Origin of the sequence: Aneurinibacillus danicus (assembly GCF_007991215.1) — a bacterium.
GTDB classification, from domain to species: domain Bacteria; phylum Bacillota; class Bacilli; order Aneurinibacillales; family Aneurinibacillaceae; genus Aneurinibacillus; species Aneurinibacillus danicus.
Genome location: NZ_BJXX01000124.1, coordinates 19919 through 44279, shown reverse-complemented (window position 1 = coordinate 44279; position 24361 = coordinate 19919). Strand labels below are relative to the sequence as shown.

Annotated in this window: 23 protein-coding genes and 1 other annotated feature; of the genes, 2 read left to right on the top strand and 21 right to left on the bottom strand. The window is 46.7% G+C overall.

The features are described from left to right. The first annotated feature begins 542 nt into the window (after positions 1-542). Entirely contained in the window at positions 543-773 is a 231-nt protein-coding gene (locus tag ADA01nite_RS13665; protein WP_146810777.1) for a glutaredoxin family protein, read from the top strand. Between the two features lie 152 nt (positions 774-925). On the opposite strand, the gene phoU is transcribed toward ADA01nite_RS13665, so the two are convergent. Continuing rightward, complete coding sequence (phoU, locus tag ADA01nite_RS13660) at positions 926-1570, bottom strand: phosphate signaling complex protein PhoU (protein ID WP_146810775.1); 645 nt, start codon at positions 1568-1570, stop codon at positions 926-928. 286 nt (positions 1571-1856) lie between these two features. Here phoU and ftsW point away from each other — a divergent pair, with 286 nt between their 5' ends. Beyond that, positions 1857-3044 carry a putative lipid II flippase FtsW gene (ftsW, locus tag ADA01nite_RS13655; protein WP_146810773.1) on the top strand — a complete coding sequence of 396 codons (1188 nt, stop codon included), beginning with the start codon at positions 1857-1859 and terminating at the stop codon, positions 3042-3044. 158 nt (positions 3045-3202) lie between these two features. Here ftsW and tuf read toward each other — a convergent pair whose 3' ends face one another. The 20 genes from tuf to ADA01nite_RS13555 form a co-directional block, all read right to left on the bottom strand. Then, the gene (gene tuf, locus ADA01nite_RS13650; protein WP_146810771.1) at positions 3203-4393 is read right to left on the bottom strand and encodes an elongation factor Tu; all 1191 of its coding nucleotides are present in this window, start codon (positions 4391-4393) and stop codon (positions 3203-3205) included. A gap of 137 nt (positions 4394-4530) precedes the next feature. Next, positions 4531-6612, bottom strand: coding sequence for an elongation factor G (fusA, locus tag ADA01nite_RS13645; RefSeq protein ID WP_146810769.1), 2082 nt, complete (start codon positions 6610-6612; stop codon positions 4531-4533). 71 nt (positions 6613-6683) lie between these two features. After that, positions 6684-7154, bottom strand: a complete 471-nt coding sequence (gene rpsG, locus ADA01nite_RS13640) for a 30S ribosomal protein S7 (protein WP_146810768.1) — start codon at positions 7152-7154, stop codon at positions 6684-6686. Between the two features lie 58 nt (positions 7155-7212). Next, positions 7213-7635 carry a 30S ribosomal protein S12 gene (gene rpsL, locus ADA01nite_RS13635; RefSeq protein ID WP_146810766.1) on the bottom strand — a complete coding sequence of 141 codons (423 nt, stop codon included), beginning with the start codon at positions 7633-7635 and terminating at the stop codon, positions 7213-7215. 149 nt (positions 7636-7784) lie between these two features. Continuing rightward, the gene (locus ADA01nite_RS13630; RefSeq protein ID WP_146810764.1) at positions 7785-8033 is read right to left on the bottom strand and encodes a 50S ribosomal protein L7ae-like protein; all 249 of its coding nucleotides are present in this window, start codon (positions 8031-8033) and stop codon (positions 7785-7787) included. Between the two features lie 82 nt (positions 8034-8115). Beyond that, positions 8116-11757, bottom strand: a complete 3642-nt coding sequence (gene rpoC, locus ADA01nite_RS13625) for a DNA-directed RNA polymerase subunit beta' (RefSeq protein ID WP_146810762.1) — start codon at positions 11755-11757, stop codon at positions 8116-8118. A gap of 35 nt (positions 11758-11792) precedes the next feature. After that, a complete protein-coding gene (gene rpoB / locus ADA01nite_RS13620; protein WP_146810760.1) occupies positions 11793-15320 on the bottom strand; it encodes a DNA-directed RNA polymerase subunit beta in 3528 nt (1175 codons plus the stop codon). A gap of 263 nt (positions 15321-15583) precedes the next feature. After that, positions 15584-16183 carry a class I SAM-dependent methyltransferase gene (locus ADA01nite_RS13615; RefSeq protein ID WP_146810758.1) on the bottom strand — a complete coding sequence of 200 codons (600 nt, stop codon included), beginning with the start codon at positions 16181-16183 and terminating at the stop codon, positions 15584-15586. A 158-nt stretch (positions 16184-16341) separates the two neighbouring features. Then, a complete protein-coding gene (rplL, locus tag ADA01nite_RS13610) occupies positions 16342-16707 on the bottom strand; it encodes a 50S ribosomal protein L7/L12 (RefSeq protein WP_146810756.1) in 366 nt (121 codons plus the stop codon). 29 nt (positions 16708-16736) lie between these two features. Then, entirely contained in the window at positions 16737-17234 is a 498-nt protein-coding gene (gene rplJ, locus ADA01nite_RS13605) for a 50S ribosomal protein L10 (RefSeq protein ID WP_146810754.1), read from the bottom strand. A gap of 26 nt (positions 17235-17260) precedes the next feature. Beyond that, positions 17261-17396, bottom strand: a sequence feature (ribosomal protein L10 leader region). A gap of 45 nt (positions 17397-17441) precedes the next feature. Beyond that, positions 17442-18131, bottom strand: coding sequence for a 50S ribosomal protein L1 (gene rplA / locus ADA01nite_RS13600; RefSeq protein WP_146810752.1), 690 nt, complete (start codon positions 18129-18131; stop codon positions 17442-17444). 128 nt (positions 18132-18259) lie between these two features. Continuing rightward, complete coding sequence (rplK, locus tag ADA01nite_RS13595) at positions 18260-18685, bottom strand: 50S ribosomal protein L11 (protein ID WP_146810750.1); 426 nt, start codon at positions 18683-18685, stop codon at positions 18260-18262. A gap of 27 nt (positions 18686-18712) precedes the next feature. After that, positions 18713-19246 carry a transcription termination/antitermination protein NusG gene (nusG, locus tag ADA01nite_RS13590; RefSeq protein WP_146810748.1) on the bottom strand — a complete coding sequence of 178 codons (534 nt, stop codon included), beginning with the start codon at positions 19244-19246 and terminating at the stop codon, positions 18713-18715. Between the two features lie 37 nt (positions 19247-19283). After that, positions 19284-19493, bottom strand: coding sequence for a preprotein translocase subunit SecE (gene secE / locus ADA01nite_RS13585; RefSeq protein ID WP_146810746.1), 210 nt, complete (start codon positions 19491-19493; stop codon positions 19284-19286). A 36-nt stretch (positions 19494-19529) separates the two neighbouring features. Continuing rightward, complete coding sequence (gene rpmG / locus ADA01nite_RS13580) at positions 19530-19679, bottom strand: 50S ribosomal protein L33 (protein ID WP_043063763.1); 150 nt, start codon at positions 19677-19679, stop codon at positions 19530-19532. Between the two features lie 144 nt (positions 19680-19823). Further along, positions 19824-21800, bottom strand: a complete 1977-nt coding sequence (locus ADA01nite_RS13575) for a methyl-accepting chemotaxis protein (protein ID WP_146810745.1) — start codon at positions 21798-21800, stop codon at positions 19824-19826. Positions 21801-21955: 155 nt separating this feature from the next. Continuing rightward, on the bottom strand, positions 21956-22594 hold the full coding sequence (sigH, locus tag ADA01nite_RS13570) for an RNA polymerase sporulation sigma factor SigH (RefSeq protein WP_146810743.1): 639 nt from the start codon (positions 22592-22594) through the stop codon (positions 21956-21958). Between the two features lie 76 nt (positions 22595-22670). Next, positions 22671-23183 (bottom strand): NYN domain-containing protein, encoded by a 513-nt coding sequence (locus tag ADA01nite_RS13565; RefSeq protein ID WP_146810741.1) that lies wholly within the window; start codon positions 23181-23183, stop codon positions 22671-22673. 12 nt (positions 23184-23195) lie between these two features. After that, a complete protein-coding gene (gene rlmB, locus ADA01nite_RS13560) occupies positions 23196-23960 on the bottom strand; it encodes a 23S rRNA (guanosine(2251)-2'-O)-methyltransferase RlmB (protein ID WP_246147341.1) in 765 nt (254 codons plus the stop codon). Then, positions 23953-24360, bottom strand: coding sequence for a Mini-ribonuclease 3 (locus ADA01nite_RS13555; RefSeq protein WP_146810785.1), 408 nt, complete (start codon positions 24358-24360; stop codon positions 23953-23955). Before ADA01nite_RS13555 ends, rlmB begins: the two co-directional genes overlap by 8 nt. Position 24361: the final 1 nt, after the last annotated feature.

Here is a 24361-nt window from a genome sequence, read left to right as displayed (position 1 = left end):
TACTTTTATAGGTTTGTTTTACTCGCACACATCGAGTAGTACTGTTCAGTTTTCAAGGAACTTCTTTTTTTTATGTATCGTTGCATTTCAACGAATACCTTATTATTTTATTACATTTCAAATCTAATTACAAGCGTTTTTTAAAAAATATTTCAACGTTCTTCTAGTTCCTTTTGTGACGACAAGAATTAATTTATCATATAACAAATAATATGGTCAACTGTTTTTTCAATAAAAAACACAGAAGATATTTCTCTGCGCTTTTGTTTTCTCACGATGGAGTCACGGACCGGCCAAAAGCCCCGCATTCATTCGCTTCCTCCATTTCCCCAATATATTTGTTGTTTTTCTTGATTAACGACGTTTTATGATAACGGTCAAGTACAGCACTCATCACTACAATGGCTACAATACGAAAATATTTTTCTTTTTCTTCTTTTATTCGTAAAAACCTTAAAGTGATGAAGTGTATTCCAACCTTACATGCCGAATCATTTTCTATATAATTAAAGAGGGAAATCGTAAAAACAGGAGGGATTAATATGGCAATTATTGTGTATTCCGCTCCCGGATGCAGCACCTGCGAACTTGTCAAAAACTATCTGAGAGATAAAGGCTATACATTTGAAGTCCGCGATCTGCTGTCTAATCCGGTATATCAGAAGGAAGTTGAAGCGCTCGGCATTATGGGCATTCCGGTTACCGTAGTCAACGGCAAGGCTGTAAAAGGATTCGAGCCTGCTGAATTGGATAACCTTTTGCAAGAAGCATAACCTTCTTCTTTATTCAAGTGGAAGAACAACGGGGTCATCCGCAAGACGTATACAGCTATATTTTGCTTTATTCCTGTAAAGCGAAATATACTTTTCTATACCGCAAGAAAAAGGCGACTGCATCGATGCAACCGCCTTTCCTCTTTATATATCTACGTATTCAAATCAGCAATACTTCCCGTAGATATATATAATGCCCATTCCCCGATATTGGTTGCATGGTCCCCGATTCGTTCCAGCGACTGCAGCACTTTAATCAACTGCACGCCTTCTTTTATTAGTTCCGGTTGTCTTTCCATGCTCCATTCCACATAATCAAAACACTTACTGTAGTATGCGTCAATAATATCATCCATTTCATCGAGAAGACGCAATCGACGTGCATCCCCACTCTTGATCGCCTGCACGCACACATCCAGCATCTCTTTCACTTTTTCACCCATCGTCGGCATTTCAAATAAAGCGAGTTGATACGCTTTTCCATCGAGGCGGACGACCACTTTAGCGATCGAAACCGACAAATCCCCAATGCGCTCTAAATCGGTTACAATCTTCAAATAAGAGCCAATCGCCCGCAAGTCAGCCGCTACAGGTGCTTGCAATGCGATAAGACGGAGACTCATTTTAAAAATTTTTTCGGCCAGCACATTTAACTTTTCGTCACGCACGATAACTTCTTTGGCTAGCGTTAAGTCCGCTTCCAGAAACGCCCGCCATGCCTGCAGAAACCCTGCTTGAGCAATGGCCGCCATCTCCGCCACTTCATTCGTCAATTGATTTAACTGACGTTCTTGCATTCAGGCTTTCTCCTCCTTCCCATTTCAATAATTGCTACTTTCTATATAATTTCGCCCTCCATGTTTCCGATAAGAACAACGCTACATGCAATATCTTTTCATCATAAAATAGAAGTATTAATTGAAAGTTAAGCCATTGTTAATATGCAATGAAATTCTATGACTACTTTTCTCCGTGCAAAGAAAGTAAAAAATACCCCTGATTCCCTTAACAGAGTGTAGTAAACTACTAATATGCATTTCTATGTTTATGCAATTTAAGCAAATTATATATCCGGAGGAAAATATGAAAACAAGAGGAAGACCTGACTTTCCCATTCTTCTCCTTACCCTTTTTCTTGTAGGATTTGGGATTGTGATTGTTTACAGCGCCAGTTCAGTTCTCTCCCTGGATAAATTCGGTACTGACACATACTTTATGAAGAAACAGGTGATGTGGGCCATTATCGGCATAGTATTCATGCTGTTTACCATGAATATTCCATATACATTCTACAAGAAACACTTTTTTGGGATTGCTGCGATTGCCTTTCTGCTGTTGATTGCTGTACTGATTCCGGGCATCGGCGTCATACGAAACGGAGCACGCAGTTGGATTAATCTTGGTATCGGTTCACTGCAGCCGGCCGAATTCGCCAAGCTGGCGGTGATTATTTATCTATCCGCATTAATCTCAAAAAAAGGCAAGAAAATTCGTGACGTTAAGAAAGGGCTTGTCCCTGTTTTCGTTATCGTCGGTTTGTTCTGTACCATTATTGGGATACAGCCTGACTTCGGATCAGCCGTTATTCTGCTAATGACATCCCTTGCGGTTATTGTTGCAGGCGGAGTGAATTTAAAGCATCTCTTTTTTGCGGGCATTCCTTTCGCTATTGGCGGCTTTCTATTTGTATTTCTTTCACCATACCGCTGGAACCGTCTGCAAAACGTAGGCGATCCCTGGGCGGACGGGTTGGAAGGACTTGGATCCGGTTATCAGCTTGCTCACTCTTATTTCGCGCTTGCACATGGTGGTATCACCGGGGCGGGCTTCGGTCAAAGCATAGAGAAATATCTTTATCTTCCCGAGGTACAGACCGACTTTATTTTTTCCATTTTGGCGGAAGAGCTCGGATTTATCGGATCTACCATCTTTTTGGTGATATATCTGCTCTTCCTATGGCGCATTCTGCTTATTACGCTGCGAATTAAAGATACGTTTGCCACATTGGTTGGTGTTGGCGTAGTTAGTATGATATTTATCCAGGCTTTTATCAATATCGGTGGAGTTACGGGCCTCATTCCGATTACCGGCGTTCCGCTTCCGTTCATCAGCTATGGAGGTTCATCCTTGTTGCTTAATATGATCAGTATCGGTATCATATTAAGTATTTCCCGTGAAAACTATAAACAAACCATCCGGAAGCTAGATAATCAGGAACGACGGCCTGTACGCAGTACAACAAAAGTGAATACACAGCGGCAGAAAGCATAGGGCAAACCCGGGAGCAAACAAACATAGTGATTAACATGCCAAAAAGCCCCTCTCACTACGAGTGAGGGGGGCTTTTGAATACCTGAATACAGATTATGATTCCAAATAAAAAACCCGGTCCAAAGACCGAGTTTTTTCTTATGCACAGTATGCAGAAATTACTTAAGGATAGTAGCAACCGCACCGGCGCCAACAGTACGTCCACCTTCGCGGATAGCGAAGCGAGTACCTTCTTCCATAGCGATCGGGCTGATGAGTTCAACAGTGATCTCAACGTTATCGCCAGGCATAACCATCTCAGTGCCTTCCGGCAGCTTGATGATACCAGTTACGTCTGTTGTACGGAAGTAGAATTGCGGACGATAGTTCGCGAAGAACGGAGTGTGACGTCCACCTTCTTCTTTAGACAGAACGTAGATTTGAGCAGTGAATTGAGTATGCGGTTTTACAGAACCCGGCTTAGCCAGAACCTGTCCACGCTCAACTTCATTACGGTCAATACCGCGAAGCAGCGCACCGATGTTGTCACCAGCTTCTGCTTGATCCAGAAGCTTACGGAACATTTCTACACCTGTTACAGTTGTAGTTTTCGGCTCTTCAGTCAGACCAAGGATTTCAACTTGGTCACCAACTTTAACGATACCGCGCTCTACACGACCAGTAGCAACTGTACCACGGCCAGTGATGGAGAATACATCCTCAATCGGCATCAAGAACGGCTGATCAACAGCACGCTCCGGAGTCGGGATGTAGCTGTCAACAGCATCCATCAGTTCAAGGATTTTTTGAGCCCATTCGCCAGTCGGGTTGTCCAGAGCTTCTTTAGCAGAACCTTTAATTACCGGAATGTCATCTCCCGGGAACTCATATTCGGACAGAAGGTCACGAATTTCCATTTCAACCAGTTCAAGCAGCTCTTCATCGTCAACCATGTCACATTTGTTCATGAATACAACGATGTAAGGAACGCCTACTTGACGAGACAGAAGGATGTGCTCGCGAGTTTGCGGCATCGGACCGTCAGCAGCGGATACTACCAGGATAGCACCGTCCATTTGAGCAGCACCAGTAATCATGTTTTTAACATAGTCAGCATGACCCGGGCAGTCAACGTGTGCATAGTGACGGTTGTCAGTCTCATACTCAACGTGTGCAGTGGAGATTGTGATACCGCGCTCACGCTCTTCCGGAGCAGCATCGATGCTGCCGTAATCCATAGCTTGCGCTTTACCAGTCTGAGACAGAACGGTTGTAATAGCAGCAGTCAGGGTAGTTTTACCATGGTCAACGTGACCAATAGTACCAATGTTTACGTGCGGTTTAGTCCGCTCAAATTTTGCTTTAGCCATTTGGGAAAAAGCCTCCTTAATCAAAGGTTTTAAGAAGTTAAGTATTTATAAAGAAAGATCCAAACGTGCGAAGGCCATATACCTTCTACACATTTTAACCCTTTCTTTAATTATAATAAAGGGTTTTTGCTGAAAAATTACAGACCTTTAGCTTTCTTAACGATCTCTTCAGCAATGCTCTTCGGCACTTCTTCATAATGATCGAAGTGCATAGAGTAAGTACCGCGACCTTGCGTACGAGAACGCAGGTTTGTTGCGTAACCGAACATTTCAGACAGCGGAACAAAACCGCGAACCACTTGTGCGTTACCACGAGCTTCCATACCTTCGATACGTCCGCGACGGGAGTTGATGTCACCCATGATATCGCCCATGTATTCTTCCGGTACGGTAACTTCTACTTTCATCATCGGCTCAAGAATAGCAGGGTTAGCTTTCTTACCTGCTTCTTTCAGAGCCATAGAAGCGGCGATTTTGAACGCCATCTCGGAGGAGTCAACCTCGTGGTAGCTTCCGTGAACAAGCGTTGCTTTCAAATCGAGAATCGGGTAACCGGCAAGAACGCCGTTTGCCATCGCTTCTTCAATACCTGCTTGAACTGCCGGAATGTATTCACGCGGAATCGCACCACCGACGATTTTGTTTTCAAATACAAAACCTGTTCCCGGTTCGCCTGGTTCGAATTCAACCACAACGTGGCCGTATTGACCTTTACCACCAGATTGTTTTGCATACTTGGTTTCAACTTTCGCACCTTGGCGGAAGGCTTCTTTGTATGCAACCTGTGGAGCACCGACATTAGCTTCTACTTTGAATTCACGACGCATACGATCAACGATGATATCAAGGTGAAGCTCACCCATACCTGCAATAATCGTTTGGCCTGTTTCTTCATCAGTATACGTTTTAAATGTCGGATCCTCATCAGCCAATTTCGCAAGCGCCATCCCCATTTTATCCTGGTCGGCTTTTGTTTTCGGCTCAATAGCAATACGGATAACCGGTTCAGGGAATTCCATAGATTCCAGGATTACTGGATTTTTCTCATCGCACAAAGTATCCCCTGTAGTTGTATCTTTCAAACCTACGCCCGCAGCAATATCGCCGGAATAAACCTGTTTGATTTCTTCACGGTGATTTGCGTGCATTTGCAGGATACGACCAATACGTTCGCGCTTACCTTTGGTAGAGTTCAGCACGTACGAACCAGACTCGAGTGTACCGGAGTACACACGGAAGAACGTTAGCTTACCCACATAAGGGTCAGTCATAATTTTGAATGCAAGTGCTGCGAACGGACCTTCGTCGCTTGATTCTCGCGTTACTTGCTCATCACTATTCGGAAGCACACCTTTAATCGCCGGAACGTCAGTCGGTGCCGGGAGATAATCGATAACAGCATCAAGCATCGGCTGAACGCCTTTGTTCTTGAATGCAGAACCACAAGTAACAGGATAGAACTTAACGCTAATCGTCGCTTTGCGGATCGCCGCTTTCAACTCTTCAACTGTTACTTCTTCACCTTCGAGATATTTCATCATGAGTTCTTCGTCAAAGTCAGCAACTGCTTCGATCAGCTGACTGCGCAGTTCTTCTGCCTGCTCAGCGTACTCAGCAGGGAAGCCTTCAGTGATTTCAATATCTGTTCCAAGGTCGTTTGTATAGATATATGTTTTCTTCTCGACAAGGTCGATGATACCACGGAAGTTCTCCTCTGCACCGATCGGCAATTGGATCGGATGCGCGTTCGCCTGCAGACGTTCGTGCAGCGTACGAACGGAAAAGAGGAAGTCCGCACCGAGTTTATCCATCTTGTTGACGAACACGATACGCGGCACGCCGTATGTCGTCGCTTGACGCCATACTGTCTCCGTTTGCGGCTCTACACCGGATTGGGCATCGAGAACGGCAACCGCACCATCGAGGACGCGGAGAGAACGCTCTACTTCAACTGTGAAGTCTACGTGACCCGGAGTATCGATGATGTTAACGCGGTAACCTTTCCATTGAGCAGTTGTTGCAGCGGATGTAATTGTAATACCGCGCTCCTGCTCTTGTTCCATCCAGTCCATTTGCGACGCACCCTCGTGAGTTTCACCGATTTTATGCACGCGGCCTGTATAGAACAGGATACGTTCCGTCGTCGTCGTTTTACCGGCATCGATGTGAGCCATGATACCAATATTACGAGTCTTGGCTAAGGGGAATTCGCGTCCCATGTAAGTACTAGCCCCTTTCTCAATTTAGAGATTTGGCAAGGTCAAAGCGGACTCCATGTCCGCTTTGTATTCTACCAGCGGTAGTGAGCAAATGCTTTGTTTGCTTCCGCCATTTTGTGCGTGTCTTCACGCTTTTTCACAGCTGCGCCTGTATTGTTGGCAGCATCCAGAATTTCGCCTGCGAGGCGTTCTTCCATCGTTTTCTCACCGCGTTTACGGGAGTATTCTACCAACCAGCGAAGTCCAAGAGTAGTGCGGCGCTCCGGACGAACTTCAACCGGAACTTGATAGTTCGCACCACCTACACGGCGTGCGCGCACTTCGAGAACCGGCATGATGTTTTTCATTGCTTCTTCAAACACTTCCATGGCATCACGGCCAGAGCGTTGTTGAACAAGATTGAAAGCATCATACAGAATGCGCTGAGAAACTCCGCGCTTACCATCAATCATCATACGATTGATTAGGCGAGTTACTAATTTGCTATTGTAAATCGGGTCAGGTAACACATCACGACGAGGTACTGGGCCTTTACGTGGCATTCGTTTCCCCTCCTTTGCCTTTAAGTTTTTTCGTATGTCTTATCTCGCTTTAAGCAGATTAAGCTTTCGGCGCTTTTGGACGTTTTGTGCCGTATTTGGAACGGGATTGCAGGCGGTTTTGTACACCCGCTGTATCCAGCGCACCACGTACGATTTTGTAGCGTACACCTGGCAGGTCTTTTACACGGCCGCCACGGATAAGAACAACGCTGTGTTCTTGCAGGTTGTGGCCGATTCCAGGGATGTATGCAGTAACCTCGATTCCGTTTGTTAAACGTACACGAGCATATTTACGAAGCGCTGAGTTCGGTTTTTTCGGAGTCATTGTACCTACACGAGTACATACACCACGTTTTTGTGGAGAATTCGTGTTAGTCAGCTCTTTCTTCATGCTGTTGTAGCCTTTTCCAAGAGCCGGAGACTTAGATTTGTAAACCTTCTTTTCGCGACCTTTGCGTACGAGTTGGTTAATTGTTGGCATGTGTCGCACCTCCTTCCAATGTTCACGAGTAAATTTAAGACCACAGGTCCTGGCGGTTCATCGATAGGCAAACGAAAAGTTTTTGCTTCCGAGAGCACACCGTAAAGATGAGCTCCCGGAATAAACAAAAACGTAATTTGAGTTGCATATTATAATTTCAAACCAACCATCGCGGCTCCTACATCAATCCCGCATGCCTTGCCTAAGCGGCGCATTGAATCGACGTAATGAACCGGCAGACCTTTATCTTGGCATAGTGAGATAACCTTTCCGGTTAATCGGGTATCTGCGTCCCGCGCCACGATGACTTCGGCTATCTGGCCATTCTCAATCGCTCGTGCGGTCTGCTTCACACCAATCACAGTCGCTTTAGCCTGTTCTACTTTTTCATAAGACATTTACATATCCTCCAAAGCAGTATTAGGCACACTCAGACATCATATCATTTACGGCGCTGTGTGTCAACAAATTTAATTTAGATTATTTTTCAAGCATAACGTCTTCGAACCGTTCTTCTTGCAAAGCGGAATCCGCCGCTTTCTCTGCCGGCATGAGTTCATGCTGCAAAGAAATATTGCGGTAACGGTTCATGCCTGTACCGGCAGGAACCAGCTTACCAATGATAACATTCTCTTTTAGACCTAACAAACGATCCACTTTTCCTTTAATCGCAGCATCTGTCAGGACACGTGTAGTCTCCTGGAACGAAGCTGCGGATAAGAAGGAATCTGTTTCAAGCGATGCTTTGGTAATACCGAGAAGCACCGGACGTGCAACAGCTGGCTGTTTGCCATCCCACAGTACTTTCTTGTTTGCCTCTTCGAACTCGTGGATTTCCACATAAGAACCCGGCAGAAGATCCGTATCTCCGCTATCAATGACGCGCACTTTGCGCAGCATCTGACGGATCATAACTTCTATGTGCTTGTCGTTAATTTCTACCCCCTGCATACGGTATACTTTCTGTACTTCCTGCAGGATGTAGTATTGAACACCGCGCATACCGCGGATTTTAAGCATCTCTTTCGGATCGATAGAGCCTTCCGTCAGCTCTTCACCGATATCGACTTTACTTCCGACAGAAACCTTCAGACGGGAACCGTAAGGAATTTGATATACCTTGTTCTCCGTCTCACCGCGGATTTCCACTTCACGACGATCTTTGCCTTCGCGGATATCAATAACTTCCCCTTCGATTTCCGTGATAATCGCCTGGCCTTTCGGATTCCGGGCTTCGAAAAGCTCCTGGATACGCGGAAGACCCTGCGTGATATCGTCTCCGGCAACACCACCGGTATGGAACGTACGCATCGTCAGCTGTGTACCCGGTTCACCGATGGATTGCGCAGCGATAATACCCACTGCTTCACCGATGTCGACCTGCTTGCCTGTCGCCAGGTTGCGGCCATAGCATTTCTTGCATACCCCGTGCTGCGTGCGGCAGCCGATAACAGAGCGAATGTTCACTTCAGTAATACCTGCGGCCATAATTTCGTCCGCGATGTTCTCGTCGATAAGCTCATTGCGGCCGACAATGACTTCACCCGTCTCCGGATGACGCACTGTTTGGAACGAATAGCGCCCAACGATACGGTCATACAGTTCTTCGATCACTTCTTTGCCGTCACGGAGCGCGCTTGCCATAACGCCTTTATCCGTACCGCAATCCTCTTCCCGTACAATAACATCCTGCGCCACGTCGACGAGACGGCGTGTCAGGTAACCGGAGTCCGCCGTACGAAGCGCGGTATCGGCCAGACCTTTCCGGGCACCGTGCGTGGAAATAAAGTATTCCAATACGGTAAGGCCTTCACGGAAGTTCGATTTAATCGGAAGCTCGATAATACGTCCGGACGGGTTCGCCATCAGACCACGCATACCCGCAAGCTGAGTAATCTGCGAGACGTTACCACGAGCACCGGATGTAGCCATCATGTTAATCGCATTGAACTTATCAAGCGATGCCATGAGCACCTTGGTTACGTCGTCCTTCGCTTTGCTCCAGATGCTGATAACCCGGTCATAGCGCTCGTTTTCCGTAATCAAACCGCGACGGTACTGCTGCATAACTTTTTGTACCTGTTCTTCGGCCTTTGCAAGAATTTCTTGCTTTTCGGCCGGAGTTTGAATATCGGCAACGGCAACTGTGATACCTGCCTGGGTGGAATATTTAAAGCCGTTCGCTTTGATTCTGTCAAGAATAACGGATGTTTGCGTCGTTCCGAAGCGACGGAAACACTCGGAAATAATCGTACCCAGATATCCTTTTTTTACCGCGTCCTGCTCAGGAAGCTGCTTCAGGAATTCTTTCACGTTTGTCCCTTTTTCGAAGATGAAGAATTTGTCCGGAACTTTCTTCTGCAAATTTTCTTTCGTCGGCTCATTGATAAACGGCAGTTCCGGCGGGAAGATTTCATTAAAGATGATCTTTCCGACCGTCGTTACTATCAATGGAGCTTTCGCTTGCTCCGGCGTAAAGGATGTCTTATTTAGACTCTCCGGCGGCAGGGCAATACGGGCATGCAGCGAAATATGTCCGTTCGAGTATGCGGCAATCGCCTGGTTTGCATTGGAGAAGATATGGCCCTCCCCTTTAGCTTCTTTGTTTTCCATGGTCAGGTAGTACGTACCGAGTACCATGTCCTGAGACGGCGTAACAACCGGTTTTCCGTCTTTTGGATTCAAAATATTTTGCGCCGCTAACATCAGAATACGAGCTTCTGCCTGTGCTTCGGCAGACAGCGGAACGTGCACGGCCATCTGGTCACCGTCGAAGTCGGCGTTATATGCCGTACATACAAGCGGATGCAGACGAATGGCACGACCTTCTACCAGCGTAGGTTCGAACGCCTGAATACCCAGTCTGTGCAGCGTAGGAGCACGGTTTAAGAGAACCGGGTGTTCTTTGATTACATCTTCAAGAACGTCCCATACTTCTGGATGAATGCGCTCCACTTTACGCTTCGCTGATTTGATATTGTGCGCAAGCCCCTTGCTAACGAGCTCTTTCATAACGAAAGGCTTAAACAGTTCAAGCGCCATTTCCTTTGGCAGACCGCACTGATACATCTTCAAATGCGGACCTACAACGATAACCGAACGTCCGGAGTAGTCAACACGCTTACCAAGCAGGTTCTGACGGAAACGTCCCTGCTTACCTTTCAACATATGACTGAGAGATTTGAGAGGACGGTTACCCGGGCCTGTTACCGGACGGCCACGGCGTCCGTTATCGATCAACGCATCCACCGCTTCCTGCAGCATGCGCTTCTCATTCTGTACGATAATATCCGGTGCGCCCAAGTCCAGAAGGCGCTTCAGACGGTTGTTCCGGTTAATTACGCGGCGATACAGATCGTTCAAATCAGACGTTGCAAAACGTCCGCCGTCCAGCTGTACCATCGGGCGAAGTTCCGGCGGAATGACCGGCAGTACATCAAGCACCATCCAATCCGGACGGTTGCCGGAGTTACGGAATGCTTCCAGCACTTCCAGACGCTTAATCACGCGGTTGCGTCGTTGTCCTTGCGCTGATTTCAATTCTTCTTTCAGGTAATCTACCTCTTTGTCGAGATCGATTTCCGCGAGCAGCCGCTTAATCGCTTCCGCACCCATGGAGGCCGTGAATGAGTTACCATACTTCTCACGATAGTTACGATACTCTTTCTCGGACAGCAGCTGTTTTTTCTCCAGGGGCGTCTCGCCCGGATCAACAACGACATAAGATGCGAAGTAGATAACTTCTTCTAAAGAGCGCGGGGACATGTCAAGCACAAGCCCCATGCGGCTCGGAATTCCTTTGAAATACCAGATGTGGGAAACAGGGGCAGCCAGTTCAATGTGCCCCATGCGCTCCCGGCGCACTTTCGCGCGGGTTACTTCAACGCCGCAACGATCGCAGACTACACCTTTGTAGCGAACACGCTTATACTTTCCACAGTGACATTCCCAGTCCTTTGTCGGCCCGAAAATTTTCTCGCAGAACAAGCCTTCTTTTTCCGGCTTTAAGGTCCGGTAGTTAATGGTTTCCGGCTTCTTGACCTCCCCGTAAGACCAGGAACGAATCTTATCCGGCGATGCGAGGCCAATCTTCATATACTCAAAATTATTCACATCTAACAAGGCGCATACCTCCCATTACTTCCCGGTTTCATCCTTTATTCTTCGGTACCGCTGATATTCAGGTGCAGCTTCTCTCCGGATGTATCGTCATCTTCATCCGTATCGCGCATCTCGATTTCCTGTTCGTCTTCGGAGAGAATTTTTACGTCCATACCTAAACTTTGCAGCTCTTTAATCAATACTTTAAAGGACTCCGGTACACCAGGTTCCGGTACATTTTCTCCTTTAACAATGGATTCGTATGTCTTCACACGACCCACAACGTCATCCGATTTGACAGTGAGGATTTCTTGGAGCGTATAAGCGGCACCGTATGCTTCGAGCGCCCATACTTCCATCTCCCCGAAACGCTGACCGCCGAACTGCGCTTTACCGCCGAGCGGTTGCTGGGTAACGAGAGAATACGGTCCTGTAGAGCGAGCATGGATTTTATCGTCAACCATGTGAGCCAGTTTAATCATATACATGACCCCGACAGTTACCGTGCGGTCAAATGGCTCTCCTGTACGTCCGTCATACAGAAGCGTCTTACCTGTGCGGCTTAATCCAGCCTCTTCCAAGGTATCAAATACATCTTCTTCGGTCGCACCGTCAAATACCGGCGTAGCAATATGAATACCAAGCGTCTTAGCGGCCATGCCAAGATGAACTTCGAGCGCCTGCCCAATGTTCATCCGAGACGGTACCCCCAGCGGATTCAGTACAACCTCTACCGGTGTGCCATCCGGTAGGAACGGCATATCCTCTTCCGGAAGGATACGGGCAATAACCCCCTTGTTACCATGTCGTCCGGCCATCTTATCTCCAACGGAGATTTTCCGTTTCTGTGCGATATATACGCGCACAAGCTGATTTACTCCCGGCGGAAGTTCATCGCCATTCTCACGGGTAAAGACTTTTACATCGACGACAATACCGGAGCCGCCGTGAGGCACGCGCAGGGATGTATCGCGCACTTCGCGCGCTTTCTCACCGAAGATGGCATGCAGCAGGCGCTCTTCCGCCGTCAGCTCTGTTACGCCCTTCGGTGTAACCTTACCTACCAGAATATCGCCGTCTTTAATTTCGGCACCGATGCGAATAATTCCGCGTTCGTCAAGATTACGCAGTGCGTCTTCCCCGACGTTCGGAATATCGCGTGTAATCTCTTCCGGTCCAAGCTTCGTATCGCGTGCTTCCGATTCATACTCTTCAATATGAATCGAAGTATAGACGTCTTCTTTTACGAGTTTCTCACTTAACAAAATGGCGTCCTCATAGTTGTAACCTTCCCAGGTCATGAACGCAACTACGACGTTGCGGCCAAGAGCCAACTCGCCCTTCTCCGTGGAAGGGCCATCTGCGATAATGTCCCCGGCTTTTACCACTTCGCCTTTTTTGATAATCGGACGCTGGTTAATGCATGTTCCCTGGTTAGAACGCTCAAACTTATGCAGTTTATATTTATCAATGTCACCCATAACCAGGCGGCCATCTACTTCTTCTTGACGTCGCACCCAAATTTCACGAGCAGTTACGCGTTCAACAACACCCGAATGGCGAACAACAGTGGCTACACCGGAGTCCTTGGCAGCTTTATGCTCCATACCTGTACCGATAAACGGAGCTTCCGGCACGAGCAGCGGTACAGCTTGACGCTGCATGTTCGCCCCCATTAGCGCGCGGTTGGCGTCGTCATTTTCCAGGAACGGAATCATTGCAGTCGCAACAGATACAACCTGCTTCGGCGATACGTCCATGTAATCGACCTTATCTCGCGGTACGGTAACGATTTCGCCTTTCCGGCGACAAATGACCATCTCATTGGCGAAACGTCCATCTTCCGTCAGCGGTGCATTGGCCTGCGCCACATTGAATACATCCTCTTCATCCGCGGTCAAATATTCAATCTCCATCGTTACACGGTTCGTTTCCGGGTCCACTTTGCGGCGCGGCGTCTCAATGAAGCCGTATTCGTTAATGCGCGCATACGAGGACAGCGAGTTAATCAGACCAATGTTTGGACCCTCTGGAGTCTCAATCGGACACATGCGCCCGTAGTGAGAATGGTGAACGTCACGTACTTCGAAGCCTGCGCGCTCACGCGTCAAACCGCCAGGTCCAAGTGCAGACAGACGGCGCTTGTGTGTAAGCTCAGCCAGCGGATTGGTCTGGTCCATAAATTGCGAGAGCTGAGAGCTTCCGAAGAACTCTTTGATCGCCGCAATAACCGGACGAATGTTAATCAATGCCTGCGGTGTAATCGCGTTCGCATCCTGGATGGACATACGCTCACGCACTACACGCTCCATCCGGGACAGACCGATACGGAACTGATTCTGCAGAAGTTCCCCTACAGAACGCAGACGACGGTTACCCAGATGGTCGATATCATCCGTTGTGCCAATACCATGCAGCAGATTAATGAAATAGTTGATAGACGCGATGATATCAGCCGGCGTAATATGCTTAACTTTTTTATCAATCATGCCGTTCGACGTAACTTTGATAACTTTTCCGTCTTCGGTCGGGGAGAAGATATTAATAGACTGCAGACGAATCTCTTCTTCCAACACGCCACCGCGAGGTCTTACGTTTACAAATCCAACGTTATCTTCAAGAAACGGCAGAATACGATCGAGCAGACGGCGGTCAATCACTTGGCCTGCTTCTGCGATAATTTCGCCCGTGTTTGTATCAATTAATGTTTCAGCTAAACGCTGATTGTATAATCTATTCTTAATATGGAGTTTCTTATTAATTTTATAGCGACCTACGTTCGCGAGGTCATATCGCTTCGGATCGAAGAAGCGAGAAATCAGCAGGCTCTTCGCATTCTCGACAGTCGGCGGCTCACCCGGACGCAGTCTTTCATAGATTTCGATAAGTGCTTTTTCAGTTGAATCCGTGTTGTCTTTCTCAAGCGTATTCTTGATATACTCGTCTTCGCCGAGCAGGTTCAAGATTTCTACATCCGTACCGAACCCTAATGCACGCAAAAGAACCGTAACCGGGATCTTCCTCGTACGGTCGATACGAACATAAATAATGTCCTTCGCGTCGGTTTCGAGTTCAAGCCATGCGCCTCGGTTTGGAATAACGGTTGCAGCATAAGCTTGCTTACCATTCTTATCTACTTTTGTGCTGAAATAAACGCTAGGAGAACGAACAAGCTGACTAACAATAACCCTCTCAGCTCCATTGATTATGAAAGTACCCGTCTCTGTCATAAGCGGGAAATCACCCATGAATACTTCCTGTTCTTTGACTTCTCCCGTTTCTTTGTTAATGAGACGAACTTTCACACGCAGCGGAGCAGCATACGTTACATCTCGTTCTTTTGATTCATCGACAGAATATTTCGGTTCACCTAAACTGTAATCAATAAATTCAAGAACAAGATTGCCTGTGAAATCTTGAATCGGCGAGATATCATGAAACATCTCGCGAAGCCCTTCTTCTAAGAACCATTCATATGACTTCTGTTGGATTTCAATCAGGTTCGGTAATTCCATTACCTCTTTGATTCTCGCGTAGCTGCGACGCTGGCGATGACGTCCACACTGAATTAGATGACCTGCCAACTTATTCACCTCTCAAACCGAGTTTTTGCACAAAAAAGAACAAAGCCTTCCTATTAGTATGTAGAGAAGACTTTATTATTAATTTGAAGAACCGGATGCTAATATTATTCCAGTATTTCCCGGATATAATATTCTCATACTTACTTCATAACCTTCCTTTCATTTCACAAAAAAAAGGTTGACATTTTATGCAGTTTCCATCCACTCGTTCGCATATACAGTGGCATTAAATAACGATATCACATGCGAAAAACAATGTCAACTCAAGATTTTATTGCCTGAAAAACGGAATATCCTTTCTTTTTTGCGACTTCCCGTACTTCAGAATACAATCCTTGCAGTTTTGCAAGCGCAGAGGGTGCTCCCTGCTTTTTTTGAATAACGACCCAAAGGCTTCCTCCCGGCACCAGATAGTGAACCGCATCTTCGAAAATGCCGTGTACCACTTGCTTCCCGGCGCGAATCGGCGGATTGGTTAGAATCACATCAAACTTCCGGTCGGAAGGTACAGCGGTAAGGCGGTCGCTTACTATCGCCTGCGCATTCTGAATTGCATTCAAGCTTATATTCCGGTTCGCAAGCGACACAGCCCGTTCATTCACATCCACCATAAGAACATTACCTGATGGGGAGAGCGTTGCCGCGGCCATTCCTATCGGACCATACCCGCAGCCCACATCGAGAACGTCCATCCCATCTTTGATTTCCATTGCCTCAATTAAAAGGACACTGCCAAAATCAATGCGATTTTTCGAAAAAACGCCGCGATCGGTAATAAAACGAAACTCTCTGCCTCGCAACTCGAACGTGAAAGTTTGCTCTTTACTGTCGGCTCCAGGTTGATTCGTATAGTAATGTTCCATCCGCGTCTCCTCATATTGGCCATGTTGGAAGTAAGAAAATAGAAGTTAAAATTTATGCAGAAAAAGGAGCATCCTTTTTCTTTCTATTCTTCTATCCTCCTGCCTCTAAAATAAAGCCCGGCGCATCGCACGCCGGGCTTATTATGAGCAGTTAAAAACTACTTAAGTTCAACAGTTGCGCCAGCTTCTTCAAGCTTAGCTTTGATTTGTTCAGCTTCTTCTTTAGCAACGCCTTCTTTAACGTTTGCAGGCGCGCCGTCAACCATAGCTTTCGCTTCTTTCAGGCCAAGACCCGTGATTTCGCGAACAACTTTGATAACGTTGATTTTGGAAGCACCAGCGTTAGCCAGAACAACTGTGAATTCAGTTTGTTCAGCTTCAGCAGCACCGCCAGCAGCGCCGCCTACAACTGCTACCGGAGCAGCTGCAGTTACGCCGAATTCTTCTTCGATTGCTTTTACAAGATCGTTCAGTTCAAGAACGGACATTTCTTTGATCGCTTCAATGATTTGTTCTTTACTCATTGTAATTTTCCTCCTAACAAATAAGTAGATTAAGCCTCTTGGCCTTCTTTTTGGTCACCGACAGCTTTAACAGCAAGCGCGAAGTTGCGAATAGGTGCTTGAAGCACGCTAAGCAACATAGAGAGCAGACCTTCGCGATTCGGCAGGCTAGCGATAGCCTTCACTTCGTCAACGGAAAGGACTTTGCCTTCCATTACGCCGCCCTTAATTTCAAGAGCTTCGTTTGCTTTTGCGAAATCAGAGAGAACTTTTGCAGCAGCGATTTCATCTTCCTTACTGAATGCGATGGCTGTAGGGCCAGTCAATACCGCATCCAGATCAGTCAGACCCGCTTCAGCAGTCGCACGGCGAGTCAGTGTGTTTTTGTACACTTTGAACTCTACGCCAGCTTCGCGGCACTTCTTGCGCAGCTCAGTTACTTGTGCTACGTTCAGCCCACGGTAGTCAGTTACGACTGTGCTTTTGCTATTTTGAAGTTTCTCAACGATTTCGTTAACGATTTGAACTTTCTCTTCACGTACGGACATGTTTGCACCTCCTGTAGCATGAGACTTTTATAATGAAAAAAGCCCACGCAGACATGCGAAGGCTTCGGATACATCAATCTATATCTTCATCAGCACCTCGGAAGGAAATTAAGCCTGACCGTGTCAGGCACCTTCTGTCTACGGTAACGGCATATTCATTTATCAACAAATGCTATCTTATCAATCCTAAGAATTTATGTCAAGCCATTATTTTGTAGGAACAGCAACTTTTACGCCGGGACCCATTGTGGAGCTTACAGTGATATTCTTCATGTAAGTACCTTTTGCGGCAGCCGGTTTTGCTTTTTGCAGGGTATCGATCAGCGTGCGCAGGTTTTCTGCAAGCTTCTCGCTTTCGAAAGATACTTTACCGATCGGAGCGTGGACATTACCCGCTTTATCTGTACGGTATTCGATTTTACCTGCTTTAATTTCTTTAACCGCTTTTTCAACTTCAAATGTTACAGTACCAGTTTTCGGGTTCGGCATTAAGCCTTTCGGTCCGAGTACACGACCCAGTTTACCTACAGTACCCATCATGTCCGGCGTTGCAACAACTACGTCGAATTCAAACCAACCTTGTTGAATCTTCGCTACGTAGTCTTCGTCGCCTACATAATCTGCTCCTGCAGCTTCTGCTTCTTTCGCTTTTTCGCCTTTTGCAAATACAAGCACGCGAGAAGTTTTACCAGTACCATGCGGAAGTACAACAGCGCCGCGGATTTGTTGATCGTTCTTACGAGGGTCAACGCCCAGGCGGAATGCTACTTCTACAGTTTCATCAAATTTAGCTTTCGAAGCTTTTTTAACGAGTTCAAGAGCTTCGTCGATTTCATAAGCAACGTTGCGGTCAATCAGTTTTGCAGCTTCTAAGTAATTCTTACCCTTTTTCGCCACTTTAATTTCCTCCTTAATTGTGGTTTTAACGGTTGTGCCTCCCACGAAACAGGGCTGCGCGTCGACGGATACACTCCGTACTTACACAACCCTGCGGCAGAAACATGTTTGGTTAGCCAGCCAATTAATTAGTCAACGATTGTGATGCCCATGCTGCGGGCAGTACCTTCAACCATGCGCATAGCAGCTTCTACATCTGCCGCGTTCAGGTCAGGCATTTTGGTTTCAGCGATTTCACGAACTTTGTCGCGTTTCACAGTCGCAACTTTTGTTTTATTCGGTACAGCGGAACCGGATTCGATTCCTGCAGCTTTTTTCAGCAGAACTGCAGCCGGCGGAGTTTTTGTGATGAATGTGAACGAACGATCTTCGAACACGGTAATCTCAACCGGAATAATCAGACCTGCTTGTTCTTGTGTACGAGCATTGAATTCTTTACAGAATCCCATAATATTCACACCAGCTTGACCGAGAGCCGGACCAACCGGCGGTGCCGGGTTCGCTTTACCTGCGGGGATTTGAAGTTTAACGACTTTCATAACTTTTTTAGCCATGTGGTACACCTCCTAGAAACAATAGCTCTATAACTTAGCCACTTGAGCAAAGTCCAACTCAACCGGCGTTTCGCGTCCAAACATATCAACCAATACTTTGACTTTGCGCTTGTCCAGTTGAATCTCTTCAACCAAACCAACCATGTTGGCGAACGGACCTTCTTTAACCTTCACCATTTCTTTCAGCTCAAAGTCGACACGGTGCACAGATTCTTCCATGCCCATCTGCTTCATAATCGAAGTCACTTCTTCAGGAAGTAAAGGAGTCGGTTTCGAACCCGCACCTGCAGAGCCAACGAACCCGGTCACACCCGGCGTATTACGTACCACATACCAGGAATCGTCGGTCATTACCATCTCGACGAGCACGTACCCCGGAAAAACCTTTTTCGTTACGACTTTTTTCTTACCGTCGCGTTCTTCGGTTTCCTCTTCGGTAGGAATCAGCACGCGGAAGATTTTATCTTCCATTCCCATTGACTCGACGCGCTTTTCCAGATTTGTTTTCACCTTATTCTCGTATCCTGAATAAGTGTGAACTACATACCAGTGTTTTTCCATGATTCGAGGACAAACAGGTGTCCTTACCCCCCCATCATTATTTCCCGGTCTTCAATATAAATTCGAGAAGTTGAGAAATACCTAAGTCGATTACTAAGAAGAAGATTGCGATGAGCGTCACCGTTACCAGCACGACCGTCGTGTAAGAAACCAGTTCTTTACGGGTCGGCCATGTCACTTTCTTCAGTTCGGTCCAGGCTTCCTTCAAAAAGGCCGGTCCGCGTTTGAGTTTATCAACAAAACTCATAACGCACCCCCAATAAAATCGAACTCTTACAATACATTAGCGAGTTTCACGATGAAGAGTATGATCATTGCAGAATTTGCAGTATTTCTTCATCTCGATGCGTTCCGTTTGCTTACGTTTGTTTTTCGTTGTGGTATAGTTGCGTTGTTTGCACTCGGTGCACGCTAACGTTACAGTTACCCGCATGATGTTACACCTCCCACATTATTAGCCGTTATCGGCTTTTCATAGTTAATTTTGCATCAAGTAAAACCGTGTTTGCACACGGCTACCTCAAATACTTTATCACAGTGGAAAATAGGTGTCAAACAAAAATTTTGACATCTACTTCTACATCTTAAATCGCGCCACCAAGCTTTCCATCTGATCAGATAGACGAGCCATATTAGCCGCATCATTTGACAACTGCTGTGCGGCCGCTGCCTGCTGCTCGCTGACCGCCGCCACTTCCTCAGAGCCTGCGGACGCTTCTTCCGTAATCGCTGAGACGCGCTCCATCTGTTCCAACACTTTGCGGGCATTCTCTTCCGCCACTTTAATAGATGAAGTAATATACGCGCTCCTCTCACCCACAAGCTTAATATGCTCATGAATTTTACCAAACGAATCACCGGTGTGGTGCACCATTTCCCGTCCTTCGATAATCACGTCGTGTCCGCGCAGAATCGAATCAATTGCTTCGTGCGTCTCCCGCTTGTTCTCCTGCACAATCCGTGAAATATTGCCTGCCGCTTTATCCGTCGCTTCCGCAAGCTTGCGGACTTCATCCGCCACGATCGCAAAGCCTCGGCCCGCTTCACCGGCACGTGCCGCTTCGATGCTGGCGTTCAGCGCGAGCAGGTTCGTCTGTGAAGCAATCCCGGTTATCAGACTAACAATCTGCCCGATTTCTTCAGAACGTTCACCAAGCTTCTGTACGACTTCGGACGCACTGTCTACCATTCGTTGAATCTCTTCCATTTTATCCATGGCCGCCTGCACTGACTTCTCGCCTTCTTCCGTCAATTCGTTGGTCGCGATAAACGTTCGGTTCATTTCATCGGCATAAACGGAGATTTGCTGCAGACTTTCATTGACGAGCGCAACCTCCATGTTTGCCGATTGAATAGAGTGGGCAATATCTCCGGCGCCTTCCGCCAGATCGTTAATCGTCACCGCTACCTGCTCCGCAGAGTGTGTTGTCTCCTGGCTGGCCAATGTAAGAACTTCTGAAGATTTTCGCATTTTTTGGGAAGCTTCCTTGATTTCAAGCAATAGCATATGAACACTTTCAACCATCTGGTTAAAGTTACGGCTAAGCACTCCTACTTCATCATTGCTGCGGTTTGGCGTTTTCACCGTTAAGTCGCCCGCTGCAATCATGGCCGTCAACTCGCTCAGATGGCGAATCGGACGCACGAAACGCGAGGAAAATACAATAAGAATAATAACCGCAAACACAAGGACGACGCTGGCGGTCACGAATGATAATTTCGCCAGATAATCTAGTTGACTGGATGCTTCCTTGACCGGAGCCGTAATGGCAACTACCCAGCCTGTGGTCGATACCTGTGAAAAGAACGCATATTTATCCACGCCTTTATAGGTATATCTTTTGTATCCAGTCTTACCAACAAACGCCTGCTCAATACCTTCCTTGAGTGATGGAATGTTCAACTTGAGAACATTAAGTTTTAGAATTTCCTCTTGCTGCGGATAGCTGATAACCAGGCCGTCCCGCTGCACCATATACGCATACCCGGTCTCTCCGATCTTTTGACTGACGACAATCTCGTTCATCGTGGTAAGCGGAACGGTCGCGCCTAACATACCGCTGAGTTGATTTTGTTGATTATAAATCGGACTTGCGATAACCACCACCAATTTACCGGAAGCCCGCGAGATAAGGGGGTCGGAAATGGCATAGAAATCTCCACTGGTCACCCGCTTAAAGTATGGACGGTTACCTACATCCACCTTTTGACCTGCCGTCGTAAATGCCTTCCCCTGTAAATCGGCAATAAAAAACATCTCATATCCCTGATATTCTTTTAGTTTGGATTTTAAATAGGAAAGCTGCATATCTTTATTCATGCTTCGGATATCCATGCTCGAAGCTATATTCGTGACGCGGTCCTTCTGCTGCACCAACCAGTCGGTTACTTTGTTATTTAGCAATTCAAGCTGAATAAACGCCCGTTCCTGAAAGCTGCTTTCCAGAAATTCTTTGGCCTTATTATGATTCAGCCAGGCCACAAAAGAAAGCGCTATCATAATAATCGGAATAATAACTGCTAACAATTTAATTTTAAGACTTCTTGCTCTCATCCTTCTCCCCCTCTCTAAGAAATCAATGAATTCAAACTATTATACCATGATAAATGACTTATATATTATATTTCGTCAAACTTTTTTTGATAATTTAAGATCGTTTTTGAAAAAAATAAAAACAGGGCTTTTGCCCTGTCTTCATCTGTCTTCTATTACACTTGAGAAACTTCACGAACTTCCAAATATTTTTCAAGCTTACGTTTTACTCGTTGGAGAGCATTATCAATCGATTTTACATGACGACGCAAGTCAACCGCAATTTCTTGGTACGAACGTCCGTCCAAATACAGAAGCAACACCTGTTGTTCTAAATCACTCAGAATTTCGCTGATTTTGTCTTCAATGTCATCATACTCTTCCTGGTTGATAATCAACTCTTCCGGGTCCGTCACCCGTGTCCCGCAGATAATATCCAGCAAAGTACGATCCGAATCTTCATCATAAATGGGCTTGTCCAATGAGACATAGGAATTAAGAGGAATATGTTTCTGTCGGGTGGCTGTTTTGATCGCAGTAATAATCTGGCGCGTAATACACAATTCAGCAAACGCTTTAAAGGAGGCAAGCTTATCTCCTTTAAAGTCCCGAATCGATTTGTACAGCCCAATCATACCTTCCTGCACAATATCTTCACGATCGGCACCGATTAAAAAATACGAACGGGCTTTCGAGCGCACAAAATTCTTATACTTATTAATTAGGTATTCCAGCGCGTCGCTGTCTCCTAACCGTACAAGATCCACAATGTCCTCATCATATAGAGCTTCATAGCGGGTATGGTCTGCAGCCAAACATCATCCCTCCGACCTGCCGTTATGCATTAGATAAAGCCATTATATATTATGTAACCTTTTACCGTCAATAAAATCACCTGTCCCCACGACGCCACTTTTCGAATTTTTTTTTAATTTCGTCGCTCAGTTCAAGACCTCTTCCTCTGGGCTGCTGCTTCGTCTCCCGTACTTTCTCACTAATGTCACGGTTCACCCGCTTCATCTCCAACCAGAGTTCGCGGGCTGATTTGCGTAAAGCGCCATATCCGAATGTTACCCGCTGCTCTGTATAATCCGAGGTCGCTACATAAATCTGACGATGGCGATTAGATAACTCGAATACGAGCCTTTCGATGCATTCGTCGGCCGTTTCCTTTTCTTTCGTATAGCGAATGTCCAGACGGTGTTCACGCATTTTTTTTCCTTTGCCTTTGACATTATGTGCGTCAAACACAACAATAACACGCGTCCCGGTGAATCCCTGGTAATCCGCAAGCCAACCGAGCAAATCATCCCGCGCTTCTTCCAGGCTGATTTTCTTTTTTTCCTTCAGTCTCTTCCAATCCCCGATGACATTGTAGCCATCCACTATCAGTATCTCTTCCATGCCGCTCCGCCCTTACTTGGCTAACGGATGACGCTGGCGGTAGACTTCATACATCAACAAGGCTCCAGCGACGGATGCATTCAACGATGTCACATGTCCAGTCATCGGAAGTTTAACCGTAAAATCACATTTCTTTTCAATCAGGCGGCTCATGCCTTTGCCTTCACTCCCAATGACGAGTGCAATGCCCATATCAAGCCGCGCTTCACGAAATTCTTCTGCTCCGGAAGCGTCCGTTCCTACAACCCAAATATTGCGCTCTTTCAAATCTTCAATGGTACGCGCCAGATTTGCTACACGAGCGACCGGGACATATTCAATGGCCCCGGCCGATGCTTTAGCCACTGTAGATGTTAAGCCGGCCGAGCGACGTTTTGGAATGATAACACCGTGTACACCTGTGGCATCTGCTGTCCGAAGAATAGAGCCAAGATTATGCGGGTCCTCTATTTCATCCAAAATGACAAGAAATGGCGGTTCTCCGGAGGTCTCTGCCCGGGCAAGAATTTCATCTACTTCTACATAGTCGTAAGCAGCAATATAGGCGAGAATACCTTGATGACTCTCTCCTGCGGCAGCCTGATCCAGCTTCTTGCGCGGCACGATTTGAATCGTTACTCCCGCTTCTTTTGCCAGCGCCATAACCTGGCCGGTTACCCCTTTTTGCGAGCCTTCGGCAATCCATATTTTATTGATTGAGCGTCCTGAGCGCAGCGCTTCAAGAACGGGATTCTTCCCAACAATATATTCACTCATGGCAAACTCCTTTTTATTCATTCGTTTTCTCCACCCAGTCGAGCGAATACGATAAAATCTCGTCCAACCGCTCTTCCTGTCCGGTCAAATACAAAAAGCCAAGCAACGCTTCAAACCCGGTGCTAAGGCGATAATCAGCCACCCGCGCATTCTTTGGCATGGTCGCCGATTTGGCGTTCCGGCCCCGTCTCAGTACTGCCTGTTCTTCTTCCGTCAATCGCTCCCAAATTCCGCTTACAATACCTGCCTGTGCCTTAGCCGACACATAGCGTACCGCAGCACGCTGCAGCAGGTTCGGTTTGACTTCCCCCGCTGCAATTAAATGCTGGCGTACACGAACCTCCAATACTGCATCGCCCATATAAGCAAGCGTGAGCGCATTCATCTGCTTCGGATCTCTTATTAGTTTGTCCTGCTTCATA